A 21,186-nucleotide genomic window follows, 5' to 3' on the forward strand; every position below is an offset into this window, starting at 1 on the left:
TTAAAATGAAAACACTAAAAACACTAAATGCTCAAAATATGTTGAGCTGGGCTATGAAGGAAAATATTGAAGATATTTTTAAGAAATTAAAAACAGGTATATCAGGTTTAAATGAGGAATCGGTTATACCTATGAGAGAGATTTTTGGTAAAAATAAATTGTCAGAACAAAAGAAAGAGTCACTGATAAAAAAATTTATTTTGTCATTTATCAACCCATTTACAGTTATACTTTTTGTTTTAGCTGGAGTTTCATTTTTTACTGAAGTTGTTTTAGCTAATCCAGGAGAACAGGATTTTACAGGAGTTATAATAATCTCAACTATGGTTATAACAAGTGGTCTTTTAAGATTTATTCAAGAATCTCGTTCAGATAGTGCTGTTGAAAAATTAAATGAACTAATTGAAACAACAGCACTTATAACAAGAGGAGATATATCAAAAGAGATACCTGTGGATGAGATAGTAGTGGGAGATCTAATAACTTTAAAAGCAGGAGATATCATTCCAGCAGATATAAGACTGTTTCAAGCAAAGGATCTATTTATAAGTCAATCCTCTTTAACTGGAGAGAGTGAACCAGTGGAAAAATTTATATTTGATTCTAGTGAGAGTCAATCTCCCTTGGAATCAAAAAACCTAATTTTTATGGGAAGCAATGTAGTTAGTGGATCTGCTAAAGGGATAGTTGTAACTGTTGGAGATGGAACAATATTAGGAAATTTAGCAAAAGATTTAAACCATAAAAAAGGAGTGACAAGTTTTGAAAAAGGAGTGAATTCTGTTTCTAAACTACTTGTGACTTTCATGCTTTTTATGGTACCTTTTATCTTTTTAATAAATGGAGTTGTAAAAGGGGATTGGTTTGAAGCATTTTTATTTGCTTTATCCATAGCAGTTGGGTTGACGCCTGAGATGCTACCTATGATTGTTTCTGCAAACTTGGCTAAAGGTGCTAGAAAAATGGCTAAGCAAAAAGTTATTGTAAAAAATCTAAATGCTATCCAAGATCTAGGTGCAATGGATATCTTATGTACAGATAAAACAGGAACTTTAACTCAAGATGAGATTGTTCTTGAAAGATATTTAAATACTTTTGGAAAAGAGGATAAAAATGTTTTAAAATATGCATTTTTAAATAGTTTCTATCAAACAGGATTAAAAAATCTTATAGATGTTGCCATAATAAATCATGCCAACGAAAAAGATATAAAAGTGTTGATAGAAAATTGTAAAAAAATAGATGAGATACCTTTTGATTTCAATCGTAGAAAAATGAGTGTTCTAATTGAAAATGAAAAAGAGATTGAATTGGTGACAAAAGGCGCTGTTGAAGAGATGATAAACATTTCAAGCTTTATTCAACAAGGCAATGATATAGTTCCTTTAACTGAGGATATAGAGAGTGAAATAATAGAGGAAGTTAAAAAATTTAATAACCAAGGGCTAAGAATTATAGGTGTTTCTAAAAAGATGATGAATAAAAAAGAATGCTCGCTAAGTGATGAAAACGACATGATTTTCATAGGATATTTAGCATTTTTAGATCCTCCTAAACCTAGTACAAAAGAGGCTATTAAATCACTTCTTAATCACAATGTCAATGTTAAAATTTTAACTGGTGACAATGATGCAGTGACATCATATATCTGCTCTAAAGTTGGTTTAGAGAATAATGGAATACTTTTAGGCTCTCAGCTAGTGGGGTTATCTACAACTGAGCTAAAAAAAGCTGTAGAAAATAATAGCATCTTTGCAAAGTTGTCTCCAAGTCAAAAGACATTGATAGTAAAGACACTTAAAGAGAATGGTCATACAGTTGGATTTATGGGAGATGGAATTAATGATGCCTCAGCAATGAAAGAAGCTGACGTTGGAATATCAGTGGATACTGCTGTGGATATTGCAAAAGAGTCGGCTGATATAATACTTTTGGAAAAAAGTTTAATGGTATTAGAAGATGGAATAATTGAGGGAAGAAAGATATATGGAAATATAATTAAATATATAAAAATGACAGCAAGTTCAAACTTTGGAAATATGTTTTCAATGTTAGTTGCAAGTGCTTTTTTACCATTTTTACCAATGTTTCCAATTCAGATTTTAATGCTAAATTTAATATATGATATCTCTTGTGTTGCTATCCCTTGGGATAATGTAGATGAAGAGTTTATAAAGAGTCCTAAGAAATGGGATGCATCATCTATTAAGAACTTTATGCTTTGGATAGGTCCTAGTAGCTCGATCTTTGATATAACAACATATGCAATTATGTATTTTATAATAGGGCCATATATTTTAAAAGGAAATTTCCATGCTTTAGATGCTTTAGGACAAGAGAGATTTATCTCTATTTTCAATACAGCTTGGTTTATTGAATCTCTGTGGTCTCAAACTCTTGTTATATATTTAATAAGAACATCTAAAGTATCATTTTTAAAGCATAGACCATCTTGGCAAGTTATGCTTTTGACTACTTTAGGAATTGGGATAGGAACAGTTATTCCATTTACATTTTTAGGAGATAAGTTAGGAATGACAACTTTACCTTACTACTATTTTATATTTTTATTTATTACGATAGTTTCATATATATCTCTAGTTTCAGTGTTAAAAATAAAGTTTATAAAGAGATATAAAGAGTTATTATAAATAAAATTAAAAAGTGAGCTCATGAGATTTATGAGCTCACTGAAAAATATAGCAATTTTAACTTATAACTTTATGAAAACTTTTTTTATATTCATTAGACTCTTTTTTCTCTTTTCTAATAATCTCATCTTTTAAAGTGAAATATGTAAGCCCTGCAATATTTTCCTCTTTAGCTTTACCTAAAACAAATGATGCAATCCAAGCTGGAATGATACAAGCTAACATAATAATTAAAGAGATTAAAAGCTCAAATACAGCAGGTTTTGTATAACCAGGAATAAATTTAGTTAATAACCCAGCAGGATTTCCAATATAAACAGCAACAGCAACAGAGATAATAAATCCAATCCAAGCAGCTCTATTGTCAATTCTTTTACTGAAGATACCAATTAAGAATAATCCAGCAATTGGTCCACCTAATAACCCTGTAATAGCTTGGAAGTATAAGAACATATCCCCTTGACCACTTTGTAAAAATCTAATAGCTAAAATTGTACTTAATAGACCAGCTCCCCAGCTAACCCCTTTAGCTATATTTAACTTATCTTTATCTGTTAATCCCTTTTTTAAAGGAGCGATAATATCAGAAGTAACACAAGTAGATAGAGAGTTTAAGCTAGATGAAACAGTTGATTGAGCTGCAGCAAAGATAGCTGCTAGTATAATTCCTGAGAAACCAACTGGAATGTAGTTTATAACAAAATAAGGTAATAGAGCATTTCCATTTATATTAGATGGTAGAGCTACTTTAAATTTAAAGAATAGATAAAGTGCAGTTCCCATACCACAGAAAATTAAAACACTTATACATAATAAAGGTACATTCATAAATAAACTTTTTTTAGCTTCATGATCATTTTTAGTTGTATTGTATCTTTGAACGATATCTTGAGAACCAACATATGAATAGATAGCGTTAAAGAATCCTCCAAATAAGATACCCACAAAAGTAGTTCCTGTAAAAGACAGTTTTAATGCTGAATCAGGAATAGTTTTTCCATCTTTAACAAGAGTTTCAAAAGCTACAGATAGACCACCAGGAGTAGCATTGTAACCGATAATTATAATTAAAAAAGCTCCAAGTAGTAAGATAATTGTTTGAATAGCGTCAGACCAAACAACAGCCTCTATACCACCCATAGATGTATATACAACACATAAAAACGATACTATCCCCAGAAGTAAAGTTGGATTAATAGATGGTAAAGCCTCTTTTAAAGCCAGTGTTGGAAGATAAAGAACAACAGCCATTCTAATTAAATGGAAAAGAATGAAAGATAAACTACCAACCCATCTAAAACCATTATCAAATCTTCTTCCTAAATATTCATAAGCAGTTGTAACATTTACAGTCCTAAAAAATGGAACAAAAACAATTGCTGCCCATATAACCATTAAAATAATACCAAGAGGAGCCATTCCCATTATAGCACCCTCTTTAAAAACCGATGCGGGAATCGCTATGAATGATATCGAAGAAAGAGCAGTAGCATATATACTACATGCTGTTACCCACGATGGAATTCTTCCACTTGCAGTAAAGTAATCTTCAGTTGAATTATTTTTTTTAGAAAAGTATACCCCAATTCCAACCATTGCTAAAAAGTAAAAAGCTAAAACAAGCCAGTTAAACCAATGCCAAGCCATAACAACCTCCTAAATTTGTTCGCGCGTTCATAAATCTTTTTATGGTTCGATAATAAACCTATTGTACTGTTTTGTCAAGTTTTTTTTTTGAATATTACAACTATATTTTTATTTTACAAAGTTGAAAAATCAATTATAATATAATAGATAAAATAAACAGCAGGAGGTTAGTTGTGCTTAAACAAGAAGATATTGCAAGATTAGCAGGCGTGAGTAGAGCAACTGTTTCGAGGGTTTTAAACAATGAAAAAAGTGTGAAAAAAATAACACGTGAAAAAATATTAGAAATCATTGAAAAGCATGGGTATGAAAAAAATTATATCAGTAGTACCTTAGCCACTAAAAATGAAAAGATAGTTTATGCCTTTCTTTTAAAATCTGTGATCAACTATTATAGTGATGAGTTAAAAAAGGGATTGAAAGAGATAGAGGAAGAATACAAAGGATTTGGTTATAAAATAAAAGTGATAGAAACATCTATAAATGAACCTGAAAATCAACTTAAAGAGTTAGATCAAGTTTTAGAGAGAAAAGATGTGGCGGGTATTATTATAACTCCTCTAATAAAAACTGAAATTTTAAAAAGAGTACAAAGTAATGAAAAAGTAAAATTTTTATCTTTAGATAACTTTTTATGTGAAACAGTGGCACATGTGGGAGCAAACTACCATAATAGTGGACAGGTTGCAGGAGATATATTTAGAGGAATTTTAAGAGAGGATGAAAAAGTTTTAGTATTGAAGTTTCCTGGAGATAAGGTTTCTGTAGAGGAGTATTACAAAGGGCTAGCAATATCAATTCCAAGGAATCAACTGAGAGTTGTTGAAGTTAGAAAAAATATTCTCCAATTAGATAATTTTTTAGAGGAGTATTTAGATGACAGTATAAAAGGGATTTTTTCCAATAGATATACTTTGGAATTAATAGATAAAAATTTAGAAATTTTAACAAAAGAAAAAAAATATAAAATAGTGGGAATAGCAGGAAATCCAAAAATAAATAATTACGTAAAAGAGGAGATTATGTATGCCTCTATAAATGAGCAGTTTTCTACAATAAGCTATATTGCTGGGAAAACTATGTTTGAATCTCTATATAAAAATAGAAAATCCATAGAACATACTTTTATAAATCCAGTTGTTGCATTTAAATCTCTCATAAAATAAAAAAAAGGTTGACATTTGAAAAAAAATGGATTATTCTAAACTCAAATAAAAATGTTCGCGCGTTCATATGTTCTGAAAATATGAAAAATGCAAGAATAGAAAAAGGAGAGTAAAGAAAATGGATAATTTAAAAGGGATTTTTTCAGCATTACTTGTAGCTTTTGATGAGAACGGAAATATTAATGAAAAGGGAATTAGAGAAACAGTAAGACATAATATCGATAACATGAAAGTTGATGGATTATACGTAGGTGGATCAACAGGAGAGAACTTCATGTTACCAATTGAAGATAAAAAAAGAATTTTTCAAATAGCGATGGACGAATGTAAAGGGCAAGTAGCAATGATCGCTCAAGTTGGATCACTTGATTTAAAAGAAGCTGTGGAATTAGGAAAATACGCAACAGATTTAGGATATGATGCTCTTTCTGCAGTAACACCATTCTACTATAAGTTTACTTTTGAAGAGATAAAAAATTACTACAATACAATAGTTAATGAAACTAACAATAAAATGATCGTTTATTCAATCTCTCTTTTAACAGGAGTTAGTATGAGCGTAGATCAATTTGCAGAATTATTTGAGAATAAGAATATTATTGGAGTTAAGTTTACAGAAGGAAACTTCTATTTAATGGAGAGATTAAGACATGCTTTCCCTGATAAATTATTATACTCAGGATTTGATGAGATGTTACTATCTGCAACAGTTTTAAATGTTGATGGTGCAATAGGAAGTACATACAATGTAAACGGTGCTAATGCTAAGAAGATCTTTACTTTAGCTAAAGAGGGAAAAATTGATGAGGCAAGAGAGTTACAAAGACAAGCAAATAATATGATTGAAGCTGTTTTAGGAAATGGATTATTCCAAACTTTAAAAGAGATTTTAAAGTGTCAAGGAGTAGATGCAGGATACTGTAAAGAACCTTTAGGAAAATTACCTGCTGAAAAAGTTGAAAGAGCAAAAGAGATCTATAAAAATTATCTATAAGAATATTCTGAGAGAGAGGTAAAACTCTCTCTTTTTCATAGAGATATTTAATTGTAAGTGGGGTGTTTAAATGGGGATAAAAGTTTTAGAAGATAAAGATATAATCATTGTGGGAAGTGGTATTGGTGGATTAGTAGCAGCTAAAAAAGCTTCTGATCAAGGATTAGATGTAATGTTAGTGTCGAGCTCTAAATTTGGAGGTGGTGCTAGTTTCTTCCCTCTAAAGGGAACTTTGGGTATACAAGCAACAGCTTCTTTTCAAAAAGATGAGAAATTATTCTATGAAGATATAGCCAGGGTTGGATTAAGAATGGATAATCCACATATGGTTCAAGGGTATATAAAAAATATTAGAAAAAGCATAGATTATTTAAAAGAGATTGGTTTTGAACCTTGGTTAAGAGGAGATAATAGACCAGCTTGCTTTGCTAAATATCCTAGAGACATATACTTAATAAACAACTGGGATAAAGCTAGAGACAATGGAAAGAAGATATTTGATTCCATTGAAAATATAACAATAAAAGAGGAATGTAAAATTGTTAAAATTTTACAAAGAGATGGTGCTGTTAAAGGCGTTATTTTCCAAAATGGTGAAGAAGAGTTTTTTCTAGTGAGAACAAAAGCTATTATAATGGCGACTGGTGGAGTTGCAGGACTTTATAAACATAACTTATATCCAACTGATGTGGATGGTACAGGACATATAGTTGCTTTAGATGCTGGAGCTAAGGTTGTAAATATGGAGTTTATACAGTTTATACCAGCGTTTATAAGCCCTAAATATAATACATTATACGGAGAACATACAGCAAAATACGTTTTAGGGATGTATGACTTAAATGGTAAGCTTATATACCCTGGAATAGACAGTGACAAAAAAGATTATTGGTTGGAGAGAAGTTCTTATGCTCCTTTTAGCTGTGATTTTAAAAGTTTTGAAATTGATTTGGCTATGATAAAAGCCATTGGTGAAGGTAGTGAAGGTGTAGAATTGAAATTTCATAAGGATCTCTATGAAGATAAGGGAGAGTTTTATACAGTTTACCTTAGTTGGCTAAAAGATAGCTTAAATATAGATATGTGTAGAGATAAAATTGTCATAGCTCCATTTGCACATGGATGCAATGGCGGAGTTATGGTGACTGACTGTGGAGAGACTGGTGTAAAAGGATTATTTGCTATAGGTGAGCTTTCTTCTAGTGTGGAAGGTGCAAATAGATTAGGAGGAAATTCTGTTGGTGGAGCCCTTGTTTTTGGAAATAGAGCAGCATTAAAAGCTTGGGAATATATTGCAAATCTTCCTAACGAAACAATCTTAACTGAAGATCTTATAGATGAGTTTATAAGTTGGAAAAATGAAATTTTAAAAGATAATAAAAATACATCATCTTTAAAAGAGAACGAAAAAAATATTTTAGAGTTAAAAAAAATTATGACTTTACATGGTGGAATAAAACGAGAGGAAAAAAGTTTAGATGAAGGATTGGAAAAATTAAAAAATATAAAGCCAAATTCTATAGAACTTTATTTAAAAATAGAGAGCGCAAAATTACTATTAAACTCTATGAAAATGAGAAAAGAGAGTCGAGGAGCTCATTATAGAGAGGATTTTCCAAAAAGAGATAGTAAAACATATAGAGTTATAGTATCAAGATTAAATAATAAATTTAAAGTAGAAAAGGAGTATCTATGAAATTAGGAGCGATTGAGGCTGGAGGAACAAAATTTGTATGTGGAATTGCCGATGAAAATGGGAGTGTTTTAGAAAGAGTTAGTTTTTCTACTGAAACACCTGAGATTACTTTACAAAAAGTTTATGATTTTTTTAAAGATAAAGGAGTTGAAGCCATTGGAGTAGGTTCGTTTGGACCTATTGATCCAAATCCAAATTCTGAGACTTATGGATACATAACTAAAACTCCTAAAAAATATTGGAGCGATTTTAACTTAATTGGAGAGTTACAAAAAAATTTAAATGTTCCTCTAGCTTTTGATACAGATGTAAATGGAGCTGCACTGGGAGAAGCTACTTGGGGAGCAGCAAAAGGATTGAAAAACTGTCTTTATTTAACTGTTGGAACTGGGATAGGAGGGGGAGCATTAGTTTCTGGAAAGTTAGTCCATGGAATGCTTCACCCTGAGATGGGACATATTATTGTTAAAAGACATCCAGAGGATATATATGAAGGAAAATGTCCATTTCACAAGGATTGTTTTGAAGGATTGGCATCTGGACCAGCTATTGAGGAGAGATGGGGAACAAAGGCTTATGAACTTCCAGTTGACCATAAAGCTTGGGAATTAGAAGCATACTATATAGCTCAAGCTCTTGTAAACTATATCTTGATAGTTTCACCAGAGAAAATAGTTCTTGGAGGAGGAGTAATGAAACAACTGCAATTATTCCCTTTGATTAGAAAAAATATAAAAGAGATATTAAATAATTATGTTCAAACTAAAGAAATTTTAGAAAATATAGATGAATATATTGTTAGTCCTAAGCTTGGAGATAATGCTGGACTGTTAGGTGGTATAGCTTTAGCTTTAAAAATTTAGTATGACTAGTATACATTCTTTTAAATTGCTGTTATAATATAAATATCAAACAACGACAGGAGAGAAAAGGATGAGATTACAAGGGGTAAGTAAAAATTCTAAAGAAAACACTAGACAGTATATCTATAGAGTATTAAGAGAGAATATAATGAATCTAAATTTAAAGCCAGGGGAATCTATAGGGGAGATAGAGTTAAGTAAAATGTTAAATGTGAGTAGAACTCCACTTAGAGAGGCAATAGTTCAGCTAGTGGAAGAAAAGTTATTAGAAGTTTTTCCACAGAGAGGTTCTTTTGTTTCTAAGATAAACCTAAACCTAGTTGAGGAAGCTATTTTTGTGAGAGAAACTTGCGAGGAGAGAATTTTAAAAATGGCTTGTCAAGATGAAAATATAGATGAACTGGTAATGAAATTGGAAAAAAATATTGAATATCAAAAGATAATTTTGAATTTTGATGGAGATCTACATGAGTTCTTTACTTTAGATAATGAGTTCCACTATATCTTATTTGATCACTACAATAAAAAGAATAGTTGGAAAGCTATAAAAAGATTATCTACTCACTATGATAGACTTAGACTTTTAGATGCTCTAGAAAAAACAAATATTGAAGCTACACTAAATCAACATATAAAAATAGTTGATTCAATAAAAAACGTAAACAATGAGAATATAGGTAATTTAATAGAAAAGCATCTTTTAAACTATAAAGATGTGATAAAAAAATATGAAGCTAAGTACCCAGAATATTTTTGTAACAAATAAAATTAAAGATAATATAAGATAAGCACTTGAAGTATGGTTCGAACACTATGTTTCAAGTGCTTTTTATTTAAAAATGAACAATATAGTTCTAAAATAGAACGAAAAAAAATGTTGACAAAATGTGAAAGATTGGTTATCATACTTGCATACAACTAATACAAAGATAGTTTTAAAAAGGAGTTTCTATGAGAAAATTTATGGATTCAGATTTTTTATTAAAAAATGATGTGAGTAAAAAACTGTATGAATACGCAGAGAAAATGCCAATATTCGATTATCACTGTCACCTTAATCCAAAGGAGATAGCTGAGAATAAAAGCTATGAAAATATAACACAAATTTGGCTTTATGGTGATCACTACAAGTGGAGAGCTATGAGATCAAATGGTGTGGATGAAAAATACATTACAGGAGATGCAACTGACTATGAGAAGTTCTTAGCTTTTGCAGAAACTATGGAATACGCTTATGGAAACCCACTTTTTCACTGGTCTCATTTAGAGCTTAAGAGATTCTTTGGAATAGAAGAGGTATTAAATAGAAAGACTGCTGAGAGCATCTGGAACAAAGCTAATGAGCTTTTAAAAACAAGTGAGTTTACAGCTAAAAGACTTATTGAAAGATCAAATGTAAAAGCACTTTGTACAACAGATGATCCTGCTGATACATTAGAGTTCCACCAAGAGATTTTAAAAGATGAGAACTTTAAAGTAAAAGTTTTACCAACTTTTAGACCTGATAAAGCTATCTATTTAGAAAAAGATGATTACTTAATCTGGTTAGAAAAATTAGAAACTGTTTCAAATGAAAAGATAGATTCTTTCAAAAAACTAGTAGAAGTTTTAGAAAGTAGAGTGCAGTTCTTCGTTGAAAATGGTTGTGTTGTAACTGATCACAGTTTAGAGGCACCTTTTTATAGAAGAGACACTGAGAATAAGATAGAGAAGATCTTCGCTAAGAGATTAGCAGGAGAGGTTTTAACAAAAGAGGAAGCAGATACATATAAAACTGAGATCTTCTTAGCACTTGGAAAGATCTACTACAAAAATGATTTAGGAATGCAACTGCACATGGGTGCTCTTAGAAATAACAACGAAAGAATGTTTAAAAAACTAGGTGCAGATGTTGGTTTTGATTCAATAGCAGATAATAACTATGGAGAGGTTTTATCAAAAGTGTTAAACAGCTTAGATAAGAATGGAGAACTTCCAAAAACAATTCTTTACTGTTTAAATCCAAAGGACAACGAAGTTCTTGGAACAATGATTGGTAACTTCCAAAATAGTGATACTCCAGGAAAGATTCAGTTTGGATCTGGATGGTGGTTTAACGACCAAAAGGATGGAATGATTCGTCAAATGACAGCTCTATCTCAACTGGGACTTTTAAGAAGATTTGTGGGAATGCTTACAGACTCTAGAAGTTTCCTATCTTACACAAGACATGAGTACTTCAGAAGAATACTTTGTAACTTAGTGGGAACTTGGGTAGAGGATGGAGAGGTTCCATATGATGAGGAGATTTTAAAAGCGATGATTGAAGAGATATGTTTCATCAATGCAAAGAACTACTTTAAGTTAGAAATTTAATTAATATAGATATTTTAAGGAGGAGAAAGTGAAATTATCATTTAGATGGTATGGAGAATCTGATCCAGTAAAACTGGAATATATAAAGCAGATTCCAACAATGGATAGTATTGTAACAGCTATATATGATGTTCCAGTTGGAGATGTTTGGCCAATGGATAAGATATTAGCTTTAAAGGAGACAGTTGAAAAAGCTGGACTAAAATTTGATGTTATAGAGAGTGTACCAGTACATGAAGATATAAAATTAGGTATTGGAAAAAGAGATGAGTATATAGCAAACTACAAGCAGAACATAAGAAATTTAGGAGCTGCAGGAGTTAAAGTTATATGTTACAACTTCATGCCTGTATTTGACTGGACAAGATCACAGTTAGATAAAGAGTTAGAGGATGGGTCAACAGCACTTGTTTACTACAAGGACCAAGTGGATGCATTAGATCCATTAAACAGCAACCTATCACTTCCAGGATGGGATTCAAGCTACACAAAAGAGCAATTAGCAGAGCTATTTGCAGGATATAAAAGTATAGGACAAGAGGGACTTTGGGCTAATTTAGAGTATTTCTTAAAAGAGATTATTCCAGTAGCTGAAGAGGCTGATGTAAAAATGGCTATTCACCCGGACGATCCACCTTGGCCAATCTTTGGACTTCCAAGAATCATAACATGTGAAGAAAATGTTGATAGATTCTTAAGTCTAGTTGATAGCAAGTACAACGGATTAACTCTTTGTACAGGATCATTAGGATGTGCTAACTTCAACAATATGGAGAAATTAGTAGACAAGTACAGTGCAATGGGAAGAATTCACTTTATGCATGTAAGAAACGTAAAACTTCTTGAGGATGGAGTAAGCTTTGAAGAGTCAGCTCACTACTCAGGGTGTGGATCATTAGATATAGTTAAGATTATGGCAGCACTTCATAAAAACAACTTTGATGGATACTTAAGACCAGATCACGGAAGAATGATTTGGGGAGAAACAGGAAAGCCAGGATACGGATTATATGATAGAGCTTTAGGAGCAAGTTATATAACAGGAATCTGGGAAACTCTTTCTAAGTTAAAGTAACAGTTAGTAACAAAAGGAGATAGCAAGATGAAATTAAACTTAAAGGATATAAAAAACATAGATGGTTCATTAGGGGTAATAGTACCAAAATATGATATTGAAAAGGTAAAAGAGGAGACTTTAAAAACACCAAAGTGGTTACACTTTGGTGCTGGAAATATCTTTAGAGCATACATGGGGAAAGTGCAACAAGTTTTAATTGAAAAAGATCTAGAGAATACAGGGATTATTGTAGCTGAGGGGTTTGATACAGAGATTATAGATAAGGCTTACACACCATTTGATAACTTAACGATTTTAACAACGTTAAATAAAAATGGGGATTTCCAAAATGAGATCATAGGTAGTATCGTTGAGTCGATAAAAGCTACTGACGAAAACTTCAATACTTTAGAGGAGATTGTAAAAAAAGATTCACTTCAGATGATCAGTTTTACAATAACTGAAAAAGGATATAACTTAAAGGATCCTTCAGGAAACTACTTTGGAGTTATCTTAGAGGATTTCAAAAATGGATTTACTTCTCCAAAACATGTAATGGCTTTAATTACAAAACTACTTTATTCAAGATTCAAAACTAATGGAACACCAATAAGTTTAGTTAGTATGGATAACTGTTCTGGAAACGGGGATAAAATAAGAGAGGCTGTTTTAGAAATAGCTACAGCTTGGAACACTAATGGATATGTTGAGGATGCTTTCTTAGCATATTTAAAAGATGAGTCTAAAGTTTCTTACCCTGTAACTATGATAGATAAAATCACTCCAAGACCAGCTGAAGAGGTAAAGATCTCTTTAGAGAAGTTAGGATTTGAGGATATGTCACCAGTTATTACAAATAGAAACAGCTTTGTGGCTCCTTTTGTTAACGCTGAAATACCAGAGTACTTTATAGTTGAGGATAAATTCCCTAATGGAAGACCAAACTTAGAGGCAGCTGGAGTGTTCTTAACAGATAGAGAAACTGTTGAGAAAACAGAGAAAATGAAAGTAACTACATGTTTAAACCCATTACATACAACACTTGCAATATTTGGATGTATTCTAAATAAAAAATCAGTTTATGATGCTGCAAGTGATGAGGATTTAAACAGATTAATAAAAGAGGTTGGTTATAACGAGGCTTTAAAAGTTGTTGAAAGTCCAAAGATAATCGATCCAAAGGCCTTTATAGATGAGGTTATAGATGAGAGATTCCTAAATCCATATATTCCAGATCAACCAGAAAGAATAGCTACAGATACATCTCAAAAGATAGCTATCAGATTTGGAGAGACTATAAAGTCATATGTGGCTGATGAGAACTTAGATGTTAAATCGTTAAAATATATTCCACTTGTATTAGCAGGATGGTTTAGATACCTTTTAGGAGTGGATGATAAGGGATTAGAGAGATCAATTAGTAATGACCCGATGTTAGAGATGCTTAAAAAGGAGCTAGCAGGAATTGAGTTTGGAAAACCTGAAAGTTATAAAGGGCAATTAAAAAATGTACTTACAAATGAGAGAATCTTTGGAGTTAATTTAGAGGAGATTGGTCTTTCAGAATTAGTAGAAAATTATTTTGTAGAAATGCTATCTGGGGAGGATGCAGTAAGAAATACTTTACATAAATATTTAGAAACAAAATAAAAATTAAAATTTATGGGGAGCAAAAGATATGAAAAAAATAATTTTTTTAATTGCCACACTTTTTACATTCTTGGGTTGCAATAAAAATGAAAGCAGTGGGGATTTAAATTTAAAATTAGCTCACGGTTTAAGTGAGACACATCCAGTTCATAAAGGAATGCTAAAGTTTATTGAACTAGTGGAAACAAAAACAAATGGAGAGGTAAAGATTCAAATATTTCCAAATGGTCAGTTAGGTCAGGAGAGAGAGTTAATTGAATTGATGCAAGCAGGGGCTATAGATATGACTAAAGCCAGTGCTTCTCCAATAGAGGGATTCGTTAAAGAGTATGCTATATTTTCAATGCCATACCTATTTAACAGCTATGAGCACTTCTTAAGAGTTTTAAAAAGTCCTGTGGGAGATGAGTTCTTAGGGATGACTGAAAAAAGTGGATTCGTAGGATTAGGTTACTTTACAGCAGGAACTAGAAACTTCTACGGTTCAAAACCTATTGAATCACCTGATGATTTAAAAGGATTAAAAATAAGAGTTCAGCCAAGTAACACAGCTATTAAAATGGTTGAGTACTTAGGTGGGACTGCCACTCCTCTATCTTATGGTGAATTATATACAGCATTACAACAAAGAGTTGTAGATGGAGCTGAAAATAACATCTCAGCTATAACAACAGATAGACATGGAGAGGTTTCAAAGTTTTATTCATATGATGAGCATACAATTGTACCAGACGTTTTCTTTATTAGTAACTCTACTTGGAAAAAGTTAAATGATGAGCAAAAGAAAATCTTCAAAGAATCAGCAGAAGAAGCTTTTGAATATCAAGTGGCTCTATGGGATGAAATGGAAAAAATACAAATAGAGCAGGCTAAAGAGATGAATGTAAAGTTTGTGTATCCAGATAAAAAGCCATTTCAAGAGAAAGTTAAACCTATGTATGATGAGTTGATGAAAAATGAGACAATGGCAAGATTAATCAATTCTATTAGGGATACAAAATAAAGGGGGCTAATAATGGAAAGCTTAAGAAATAGAATAAATCAAATAATAATTTTATTTTCTTCATTAGTTTTAACGTTGCTAGTTTTAGCAGTTACTTGGCAAGTTATATCAAGATATGTATTAAATAATCCAAGTACATTTACAGATGAATTTTCAAGATTTAGTTTAATTTGGATAGGATTATTAGGAGCTACTTACGCTTTTGGAGTAAAAGCTCACCTATCAATAGATCTTCTTGTAAGTAAACTACCAAAGGAGAAGATAACAAAGTTACAGATGTTAATTTCAGTAATTGTTTTAATCTTCATACTGCTAGTTCAAGTAATTGGTGGAGGGCAACTTTCACTGAACACAATGGGACAGTTATCACCATCACTACAGATTCCTATGGGAGTTGTCTACTCAATACTTCCTATATCAGGAATAATCAATTTATTATATATGTTAATAGACATAGTTGAATTAAAAGGTATGTTAAAGGAGGGAAATAAATAATGGCTCTAACGGTAAGCGTTTTATTTATAAGTTTTTTCATTCTATTAGCAATAGGAACACCTATATCTATTGGAATTGGACTGGCTTCTTTTTTAACAATACTTATTAATCTTCCTTTTGATGTGGCAGTTATAGCTTCAGCTCAAAAGATGATAACTGGAATGGACAGTTTCACACTACTGGCAATACCATTTTTCATCCTTTCAGGAAGTATAATGAACACAGGAGGAATAGCAATAAAGCTAGTTAACTTTGCAAAGTTACTTGGAGGAAGACTACCAGGATCACTTGCTCAGGTTAACGTTTTAGGAAATATGTTATTTGGATCAATATCTGGATCAGCAGTAGCGGCAGCAGCAGCTATTGGAGGAACATTAGATCCTCTACAGAAAAAAGAGGGATATGATCCAAAATTCTCAGCAGCAGTAAATATAGCGTCATCTCCAACAGGATTACTTATTCCACCAAGTGGATCTCTAATTGTTTTCTCACTAGTTAGTGGAGGAACATCAATAGGAGCTCTATTCGTAGCAGGATATGTACCTGGAATACTTATGGGACTTAGTGTTATGATAATAGCTTACTTTATAGCTAAAAAGAATAACTATCCAGTTGAAGGAAAAGTTTCATTTGGAGAAGCTACAAAAGTTATATTAGATGCAATTCCAAGTTTACTATTAATAGTTATAGTAATTGGTGGAATAATAGCTGGAATATTCACTGCAACAGAGGCATCTGCAATATCAGTAGTTTATACACTGTTTCTATCAGTTGTAGTTTATAAAAGCTTAACTTTTGAACATATGCAAACAATTTTTAAAGATACTATAAAAATGACTGGAATAATAATGTTTCTAATAGGTGCATCAAGCATCATGTCTTGGGCAATGGCGTTTTCAACTATACCTCAATTCATAACAAACGCTATTTTAGGATTATCAGATAACAAAATAATAATCCTACTATTAATGAATGTTATTTTATTAATAACTGGAACATTTATGGATTTAACACCAGCAATCTTAATATTTACACCGATATTTTTACCAATTGCAACAAAATTAGGACTACACCCAGTACACTTTGGTATAATGTTAGTATCAAACCTATGTATTGGAATATGTACTCCACCAGTGGGAAGTGTTTTATTTATAGGGTGTGGAATAGCCAAGGTTAAAATTGAAGAGGTAATAAAAGAATTAATACCGTTCTTTATAGGTTTAATTATAACTCTTTTAATGATAACGTATATTCCGTGGATAAGTTTAGGATTACCAAAACTATTTAAGTTAATATAAAAAGATTGTATAAATAAGGAGGGTGAGGGTAAAGTAAATTTACCCTCATAAGTATATTATGGGAATAAAATTAAATTATCTATTTGAAAAAATAGACAATAGAGAAAATATAGTAACATTTGCTTCAAAAGAGTTAAACTTAGAAGTGAAACTTTCAATTTTAGAAAAAGATATCTTTAAAGTAACATTTTTAAAAGAGGGTAAATTAAAGCTTGGAAAAACTTGGACTGTAACACCTGGAATGGAGGACTTTCCAATAGAGGGAAGAGATAGATTTGATCACTCTGTATTCCAACTACCTCAATTTGAAATTGTAGAAGCTGAAGGAACAGTAACTATTTCAACTGAGCTTTTAAAAGTTATTGTAGACCTTAATGGTATGAAGATGACTTGGTTTGGAAAATCAGAAAATGAGTGGGTAAAGATAGCTCAAGATAGAAAAACTCAAGCTTATAACTTTGGATATTGGGATGAAAACATATACCACTACTTAGAGAGAGATTTAAAGGAGCAATACTTTGGATTTGGAGAGAAAAGTGGAAAATTAAATAAACACTTTAGAAGAATGAGAATGAAAAACCTAGATCCAATGGGTTATGATGCTGAGTATAGTGATCCATTATACAAGCATATACCATTTTATATAACTAGAAATCCAAAGACTAAATACTCATTTGGATTATTCTATGATAACTTCTCAACAGTTACTTTTGAGATGGGAACAGAGCTAGATAACTACCACGGATTATACAGATATTTTGAAGCTAAAGATGGGGATTTAGACTATTATGTTATCGCTGGACCACAAGTAAAAGATGTAACAGAGAGATTCTCTTGGTTAACTGGAAAAACTATATTCTCACCTAAGTGGAGTATTGGTTATTCAGGATCAACTATGACTTACACAGATTTACCAGAGTCACAAAAACTTTTAAATAACTTCTTAGATGATTGTAAAAAGCATGAGATTCCATGTGATTCATTCCAACTATCTTCAGGATATACTTCTATTGGAGACAAGAGATATGTATTTAACTGGAATAATGAGAAGTTCCCAGATGTAAAAGAGTTCACAAATAACTACCACGCAAATGGAGTTAGACTTTGTGCAAACATAAAACCAGCATTTTTACATGACCATCCAAAATTTGCTGAAATGAAAGAGAAAGGACTATTTGTAAAAGAGAGAAATAGTGATGAGCCTGAGTTAGTTCAATTCTGGGATGACAATGGAGCTTACATAGACTTTACAAATAAAGATGCTGTTAACTGGTGGAAAGAGAATGTAAAAGAGAAGCTTTTAGAATTAGGAATAGATTCAACTTGGAACGATAATAATGAGTATGAGATTTGGGATCCAAAAGCTAGATGTAATGGATTTGGAGAGGGGTTAGACATAGAGTTAATAAGACCTATTCAAACTTTACTTATGATGAAATCATCTTTTGAAGCTCAAAAAGAGTTTGATGGTAACATGAGACCTTACCTAATCTCAAGAGCAGGATGTCCAGGGATGCAAAAGTATGTTCAAACATGGTCTGGAGATAACAGAACAGAGTGGAAAACATTGAGATATAATAATTACATGGCAATAAGTTTAGCACTTTCAGGAGTTTATAACTTAGGACATGACGTTGGAGGATTCTCAGGTCCAGCACCAACACCTGAGCTATTTGTAAGATGGGTACAAAATGGAATTTTCTATCCAAGATTTACAATTCACTCATGGAACGATGATAAGTCAGTTAATGTACCATGGATGTATCCAGAAGTTTTAGCTGAGATAAAAAAGGCTATGGACTTTAGAAGAAAGATAACTCCTTACATATATAACTTACTATATAGAGCTCACACAGAGGGAACTCCAATAATGAAGCCAACTTTCTATAACTACGAAAACGACAGAAATACATTTAATGAAAATGATGAGTTCTTATTAGGTGACGATATGTTAGTAGCAACAGTGGTTACAGAGGGAGAAAAAGTAAGAAAAGTGTACTTACCAGAAGGAAACTCATGGTATGATTACAACACTAACAAGCTTTATAAAGGTGGACAAACTATAGAGGTTGAAGTGGAGTTAGGTACATTCCCACTATTTATAAGAGAGGGAGCAATTATACCTATAAATGATACTGATGACTATAGCTTTGAAACAAAGGATCAAGATAAGAGAGCCTTTATCATCTATGCAAATGAAACTACTGGAGTATCAGAATTCACATCTTTTGAAGATGATGGATTAACTCAAAGTTACAAGACAGGAAACTGTGCAAAAGTAACAGTTAGAGTAGAAACACAAGAAGATACTGTAAAAATAAACATTGAAAAAGATGGAGATCAAGCATTTATTCAAGATAACTATGAGATCTATGTAGTAGATTCTAAAAATAGAAAAATAATAAAATAAAAATAAGGGTAGTATCTTTAAGATACTACCCCTTTTTATTTTAAATTTCTTCGTGTTCCTCAACTCTTTTTCCATAGGTTTTAAATCGTTCCATCATAGAAGTCATCTCTTCAACAGATAGTGAAACAGGTTCTCCCATAGATTTAGCTCTACAGAAAAGCTCAGAGCAAAACTCAACATCTAAAGCCACAGAGAAAGCCTCTTTTAAAGTTTTTCCCCCTGTTATTAATCCATGATTTGCAAGTAGCGCAGCATTTCTATCCTTCATAGCTTCAAAGGCATTTTTAGCTAGTCTCACAGTTCCATAAGTTGCATACTCAGCACATCTAACATCTATACCAGCAGTTGCTAGGATGTAGTGAATAGGAGGAAGATTTATATTAAGACATGAGATTGTTGTAGAAAAAGTACTGTGAGTGTGAACAACAGCATCAATATCATCTCTATATTTATAGAAAATTCTATGCATATCACATTCACTTGAAGGAACTCTATGTCCATCTACAATTTTTCCAGTAGCCACATCAATAATAACAATATCCTCTGGTGTTATATCAAAATAACCAATACCACTAGGAGTAATAGCCATTAAATTTTTCTCTCTATTAAAGATACTTAAGTTTCCTCCAGTACCCTTAGTTAGATTTTCTGTAATCATTTTTTTACCGTAAACAATAAGTTCTTCTCTCTCTTTTTCTAAAAGCATAGTTTTTTTCTCCTTTAAAAAAGTTCTCTATAGTCTTTTCCACATTTGAATTTTTCTTGGTTAAATAGTATTTGTAAAGCTAAAGTGATGTTTTTCATTTGAGCTTTCTTTTGTATATCTTTATCGTTGTAATCATCCATCTCTTTAACGTGAGATGAACCAGTTGTTCTTCTTATCATTTCACAAGCACAATACCCTGCAGTATCTTTTAAAACGTTGTTTAAATACCAGAACTTAAACTCCTCATTAGTTTTAGCAAAGTGTTCAGTTGCGTATGTATCCCAAACTTCAATGAACTCCTTTTTAAAGTTATCTATAAAGCTTTCAATTTGATTTAAAACATAGTTTTTATACTGTATATTTCCAAGAGCTTTATGGTAACAAGCATTCATAAAAAGGTTAGCTAAAAACATACCAACATCAAATCCCATAGGACCGTAGAATGAAAACTCAGTGTCAATGAATTTTAAGCTGTTATCCTTGGCAAATATACTACCTATATGAGCATCTCCGTGAAGAAGAGCTTGAGCGTTACACATAAAGTTATGTTTTAGCTTTGCCACTTCAAAAGCTACTTTTTTATCATTGAAAACATTTTCTTTAACGAAATCTAGAAGATGATCATCAATTTTATTTCTAGAAGCTAAAAATGCTGAGTTAGTTAAAACTAGATGCTCTGTTAAATCACAAAGATCTTTATTGATAAACTTTAGTACCTCATCTTTTTTTGTTTTGCTATCTAGAACAATATCACTAGTTCTAAGAAGTGTATTAGCAAAGAAGCTAGCTGCATCTTTTCCTAAATTTGGAAATATAACACCATTTATCATAGCAGTTCTAAGAATCTCATGACCTGTTAAATCCTCCATAGCTATAATATATTTAGAGGGATCATAGTTATAGACAATAGGAACCATGTTAGGAGATAGTTTTCCTTGAGTCATAAGGCCCATAGCTTCAATCTCTCCTCTTTTAGCATCTAACTTCATCTCCACAGAGGTTCTAGCATATGGAAGAGATTGCTTTAAAATTAGAGACTTTCCAGAGGTAGAATCTACAATTCTAAAGACATTATTTAGATTACCATCTCCAATCTCTTTACAAGTTAAACAATTTTTATCATTAAAAAAATTTAAAGTTTCAACTGAATATATAAGTGCAGAATCCTCATTTAAAATCTCATAAGCAGCCATAT

Annotated in this window: 16 protein-coding genes; 13 read left to right on the forward strand and 3 right to left on the reverse strand. The window is 31.7% G+C overall.

Features of this window, described 5'->3' with window-relative positions; genetic code table 11:
• Window positions 1-5: 5 nt before the first annotated feature.
• Window positions 6-2,651, forward strand: coding sequence for a magnesium-translocating P-type ATPase (gene mgtA / locus NON08_RS06295; RefSeq protein WP_256690591.1), 2,646 nt, complete (start codon window positions 6-8; stop codon window positions 2,649-2,651).
• 57 nt (window positions 2,652-2,708) lie between these two features.
• On the opposite strand, the gene NON08_RS06300 is transcribed toward mgtA, so the two are convergent.
• The gene (locus NON08_RS06300) at window positions 2,709-4,298 is read right to left on the reverse strand and encodes a sodium:solute symporter (RefSeq protein WP_256690592.1); all 1,590 of its coding nucleotides are present in this window, start codon (window positions 4,296-4,298) and stop codon (window positions 2,709-2,711) included.
• 173 nt (window positions 4,299-4,471) lie between these two features.
• On the opposite strand from NON08_RS06300, the gene NON08_RS06305 reads away from it, so the two are divergent.
• The 12 genes from NON08_RS06305 to NON08_RS06360 all read left to right on the forward strand — a co-directional run bounded on the left by NON08_RS06305 (window position 4,472) and on the right by NON08_RS06360 (window position 19,285).
• On the forward strand, window positions 4,472-5,464 hold the full coding sequence (locus tag NON08_RS06305; protein WP_256690593.1) for a LacI family DNA-binding transcriptional regulator: 993 nt from the start codon (window positions 4,472-4,474) through the stop codon (window positions 5,462-5,464).
• A gap of 118 nt (window positions 5,465-5,582) precedes the next feature.
• Entirely contained in the window at window positions 5,583-6,458 is an 876-nt protein-coding gene (locus tag NON08_RS06310) for an N-acetylneuraminate lyase (protein WP_256690594.1), read from the forward strand.
• 70 nt (window positions 6,459-6,528) lie between these two features.
• A complete protein-coding gene (locus NON08_RS06315) occupies window positions 6,529-8,154 on the forward strand; it encodes an FAD-binding protein (RefSeq protein WP_256690595.1) in 1,626 nt (541 codons plus the stop codon).
• Entirely contained in the window at window positions 8,151-9,017 is an 867-nt protein-coding gene (locus NON08_RS06320) for an ROK family protein (RefSeq protein ID WP_256690596.1), read from the forward strand. The genes NON08_RS06315 and NON08_RS06320 overlap by 4 nt, the downstream gene beginning before the upstream one ends.
• Window positions 9,018-9,087: 70 nt before the next feature.
• Window positions 9,088-9,783 (forward strand): GntR family transcriptional regulator, encoded by a 696-nt coding sequence (locus NON08_RS06325; RefSeq protein ID WP_256690597.1) that lies wholly within the window; start codon window positions 9,088-9,090, stop codon window positions 9,781-9,783.
• A 185-nt stretch (window positions 9,784-9,968) separates the two neighbouring features.
• The gene (gene uxaC, locus NON08_RS06330; protein WP_256690598.1) at window positions 9,969-11,372 is read left to right on the forward strand and encodes a glucuronate isomerase; all 1,404 of its coding nucleotides are present in this window, start codon (window positions 9,969-9,971) and stop codon (window positions 11,370-11,372) included.
• Between the two features lie 28 nt (window positions 11,373-11,400).
• Entirely contained in the window at window positions 11,401-12,447 is a 1,047-nt protein-coding gene (uxuA, locus tag NON08_RS06335; protein ID WP_256690599.1) for a mannonate dehydratase, read from the forward strand.
• Between the two features lie 27 nt (window positions 12,448-12,474).
• Window positions 12,475-14,079, forward strand: coding sequence for a mannitol dehydrogenase family protein (locus NON08_RS06340; RefSeq protein ID WP_256690600.1), 1,605 nt, complete (start codon window positions 12,475-12,477; stop codon window positions 14,077-14,079).
• A gap of 28 nt (window positions 14,080-14,107) precedes the next feature.
• Window positions 14,108-15,082: a TRAP transporter substrate-binding protein gene (locus NON08_RS06345; protein ID WP_256690601.1), complete on the forward strand. Its 975-nt coding sequence runs from the start codon at window positions 14,108-14,110 to the stop codon at window positions 15,080-15,082.
• 12 nt (window positions 15,083-15,094) lie between these two features.
• Window positions 15,095-15,577, forward strand: a complete 483-nt coding sequence (locus tag NON08_RS06350) for a TRAP transporter small permease (protein ID WP_256690602.1) — start codon at window positions 15,095-15,097, stop codon at window positions 15,575-15,577.
• Window positions 15,577-16,875: a TRAP transporter large permease gene (locus NON08_RS06355; protein ID WP_256690603.1), complete on the forward strand. Its 1,299-nt coding sequence runs from the start codon at window positions 15,577-15,579 to the stop codon at window positions 16,873-16,875. The genes NON08_RS06350 and NON08_RS06355 overlap by 1 nt, the downstream gene beginning before the upstream one ends.
• A 58-nt stretch (window positions 16,876-16,933) precedes the next feature.
• Window positions 16,934-19,285 (forward strand): TIM-barrel domain-containing protein, encoded by a 2,352-nt coding sequence (locus NON08_RS06360; RefSeq protein WP_256690604.1) that lies wholly within the window; start codon window positions 16,934-16,936, stop codon window positions 19,283-19,285.
• 40 nt (window positions 19,286-19,325) lie between these two features.
• On the opposite strand, the gene NON08_RS06365 is transcribed toward NON08_RS06360, so the two are convergent.
• Complete coding sequence (locus NON08_RS06365; protein ID WP_256690605.1) at window positions 19,326-19,991, reverse strand: L-fuculose-phosphate aldolase; 666 nt, start codon at window positions 19,989-19,991, stop codon at window positions 19,326-19,328.
• Window positions 19,992-20,005: 14 nt separating this feature from the next.
• A complete protein-coding gene (gene mtnK / locus NON08_RS06370) occupies window positions 20,006-21,184 on the reverse strand; it encodes an S-methyl-5-thioribose kinase (protein WP_256690606.1) in 1,179 nt (392 codons plus the stop codon).
• Between the last annotated feature and the right edge of the window lie 2 nt (window positions 21,185-21,186).

Origin of the sequence: Cetobacterium sp. NK01 (genome assembly GCF_024506395.1) — a bacterium.
In the GTDB taxonomy this organism is placed as follows: Bacteria; Fusobacteriota; Fusobacteriia; order Fusobacteriales; family Fusobacteriaceae; genus Cetobacterium_A; species Cetobacterium_A somerae_A.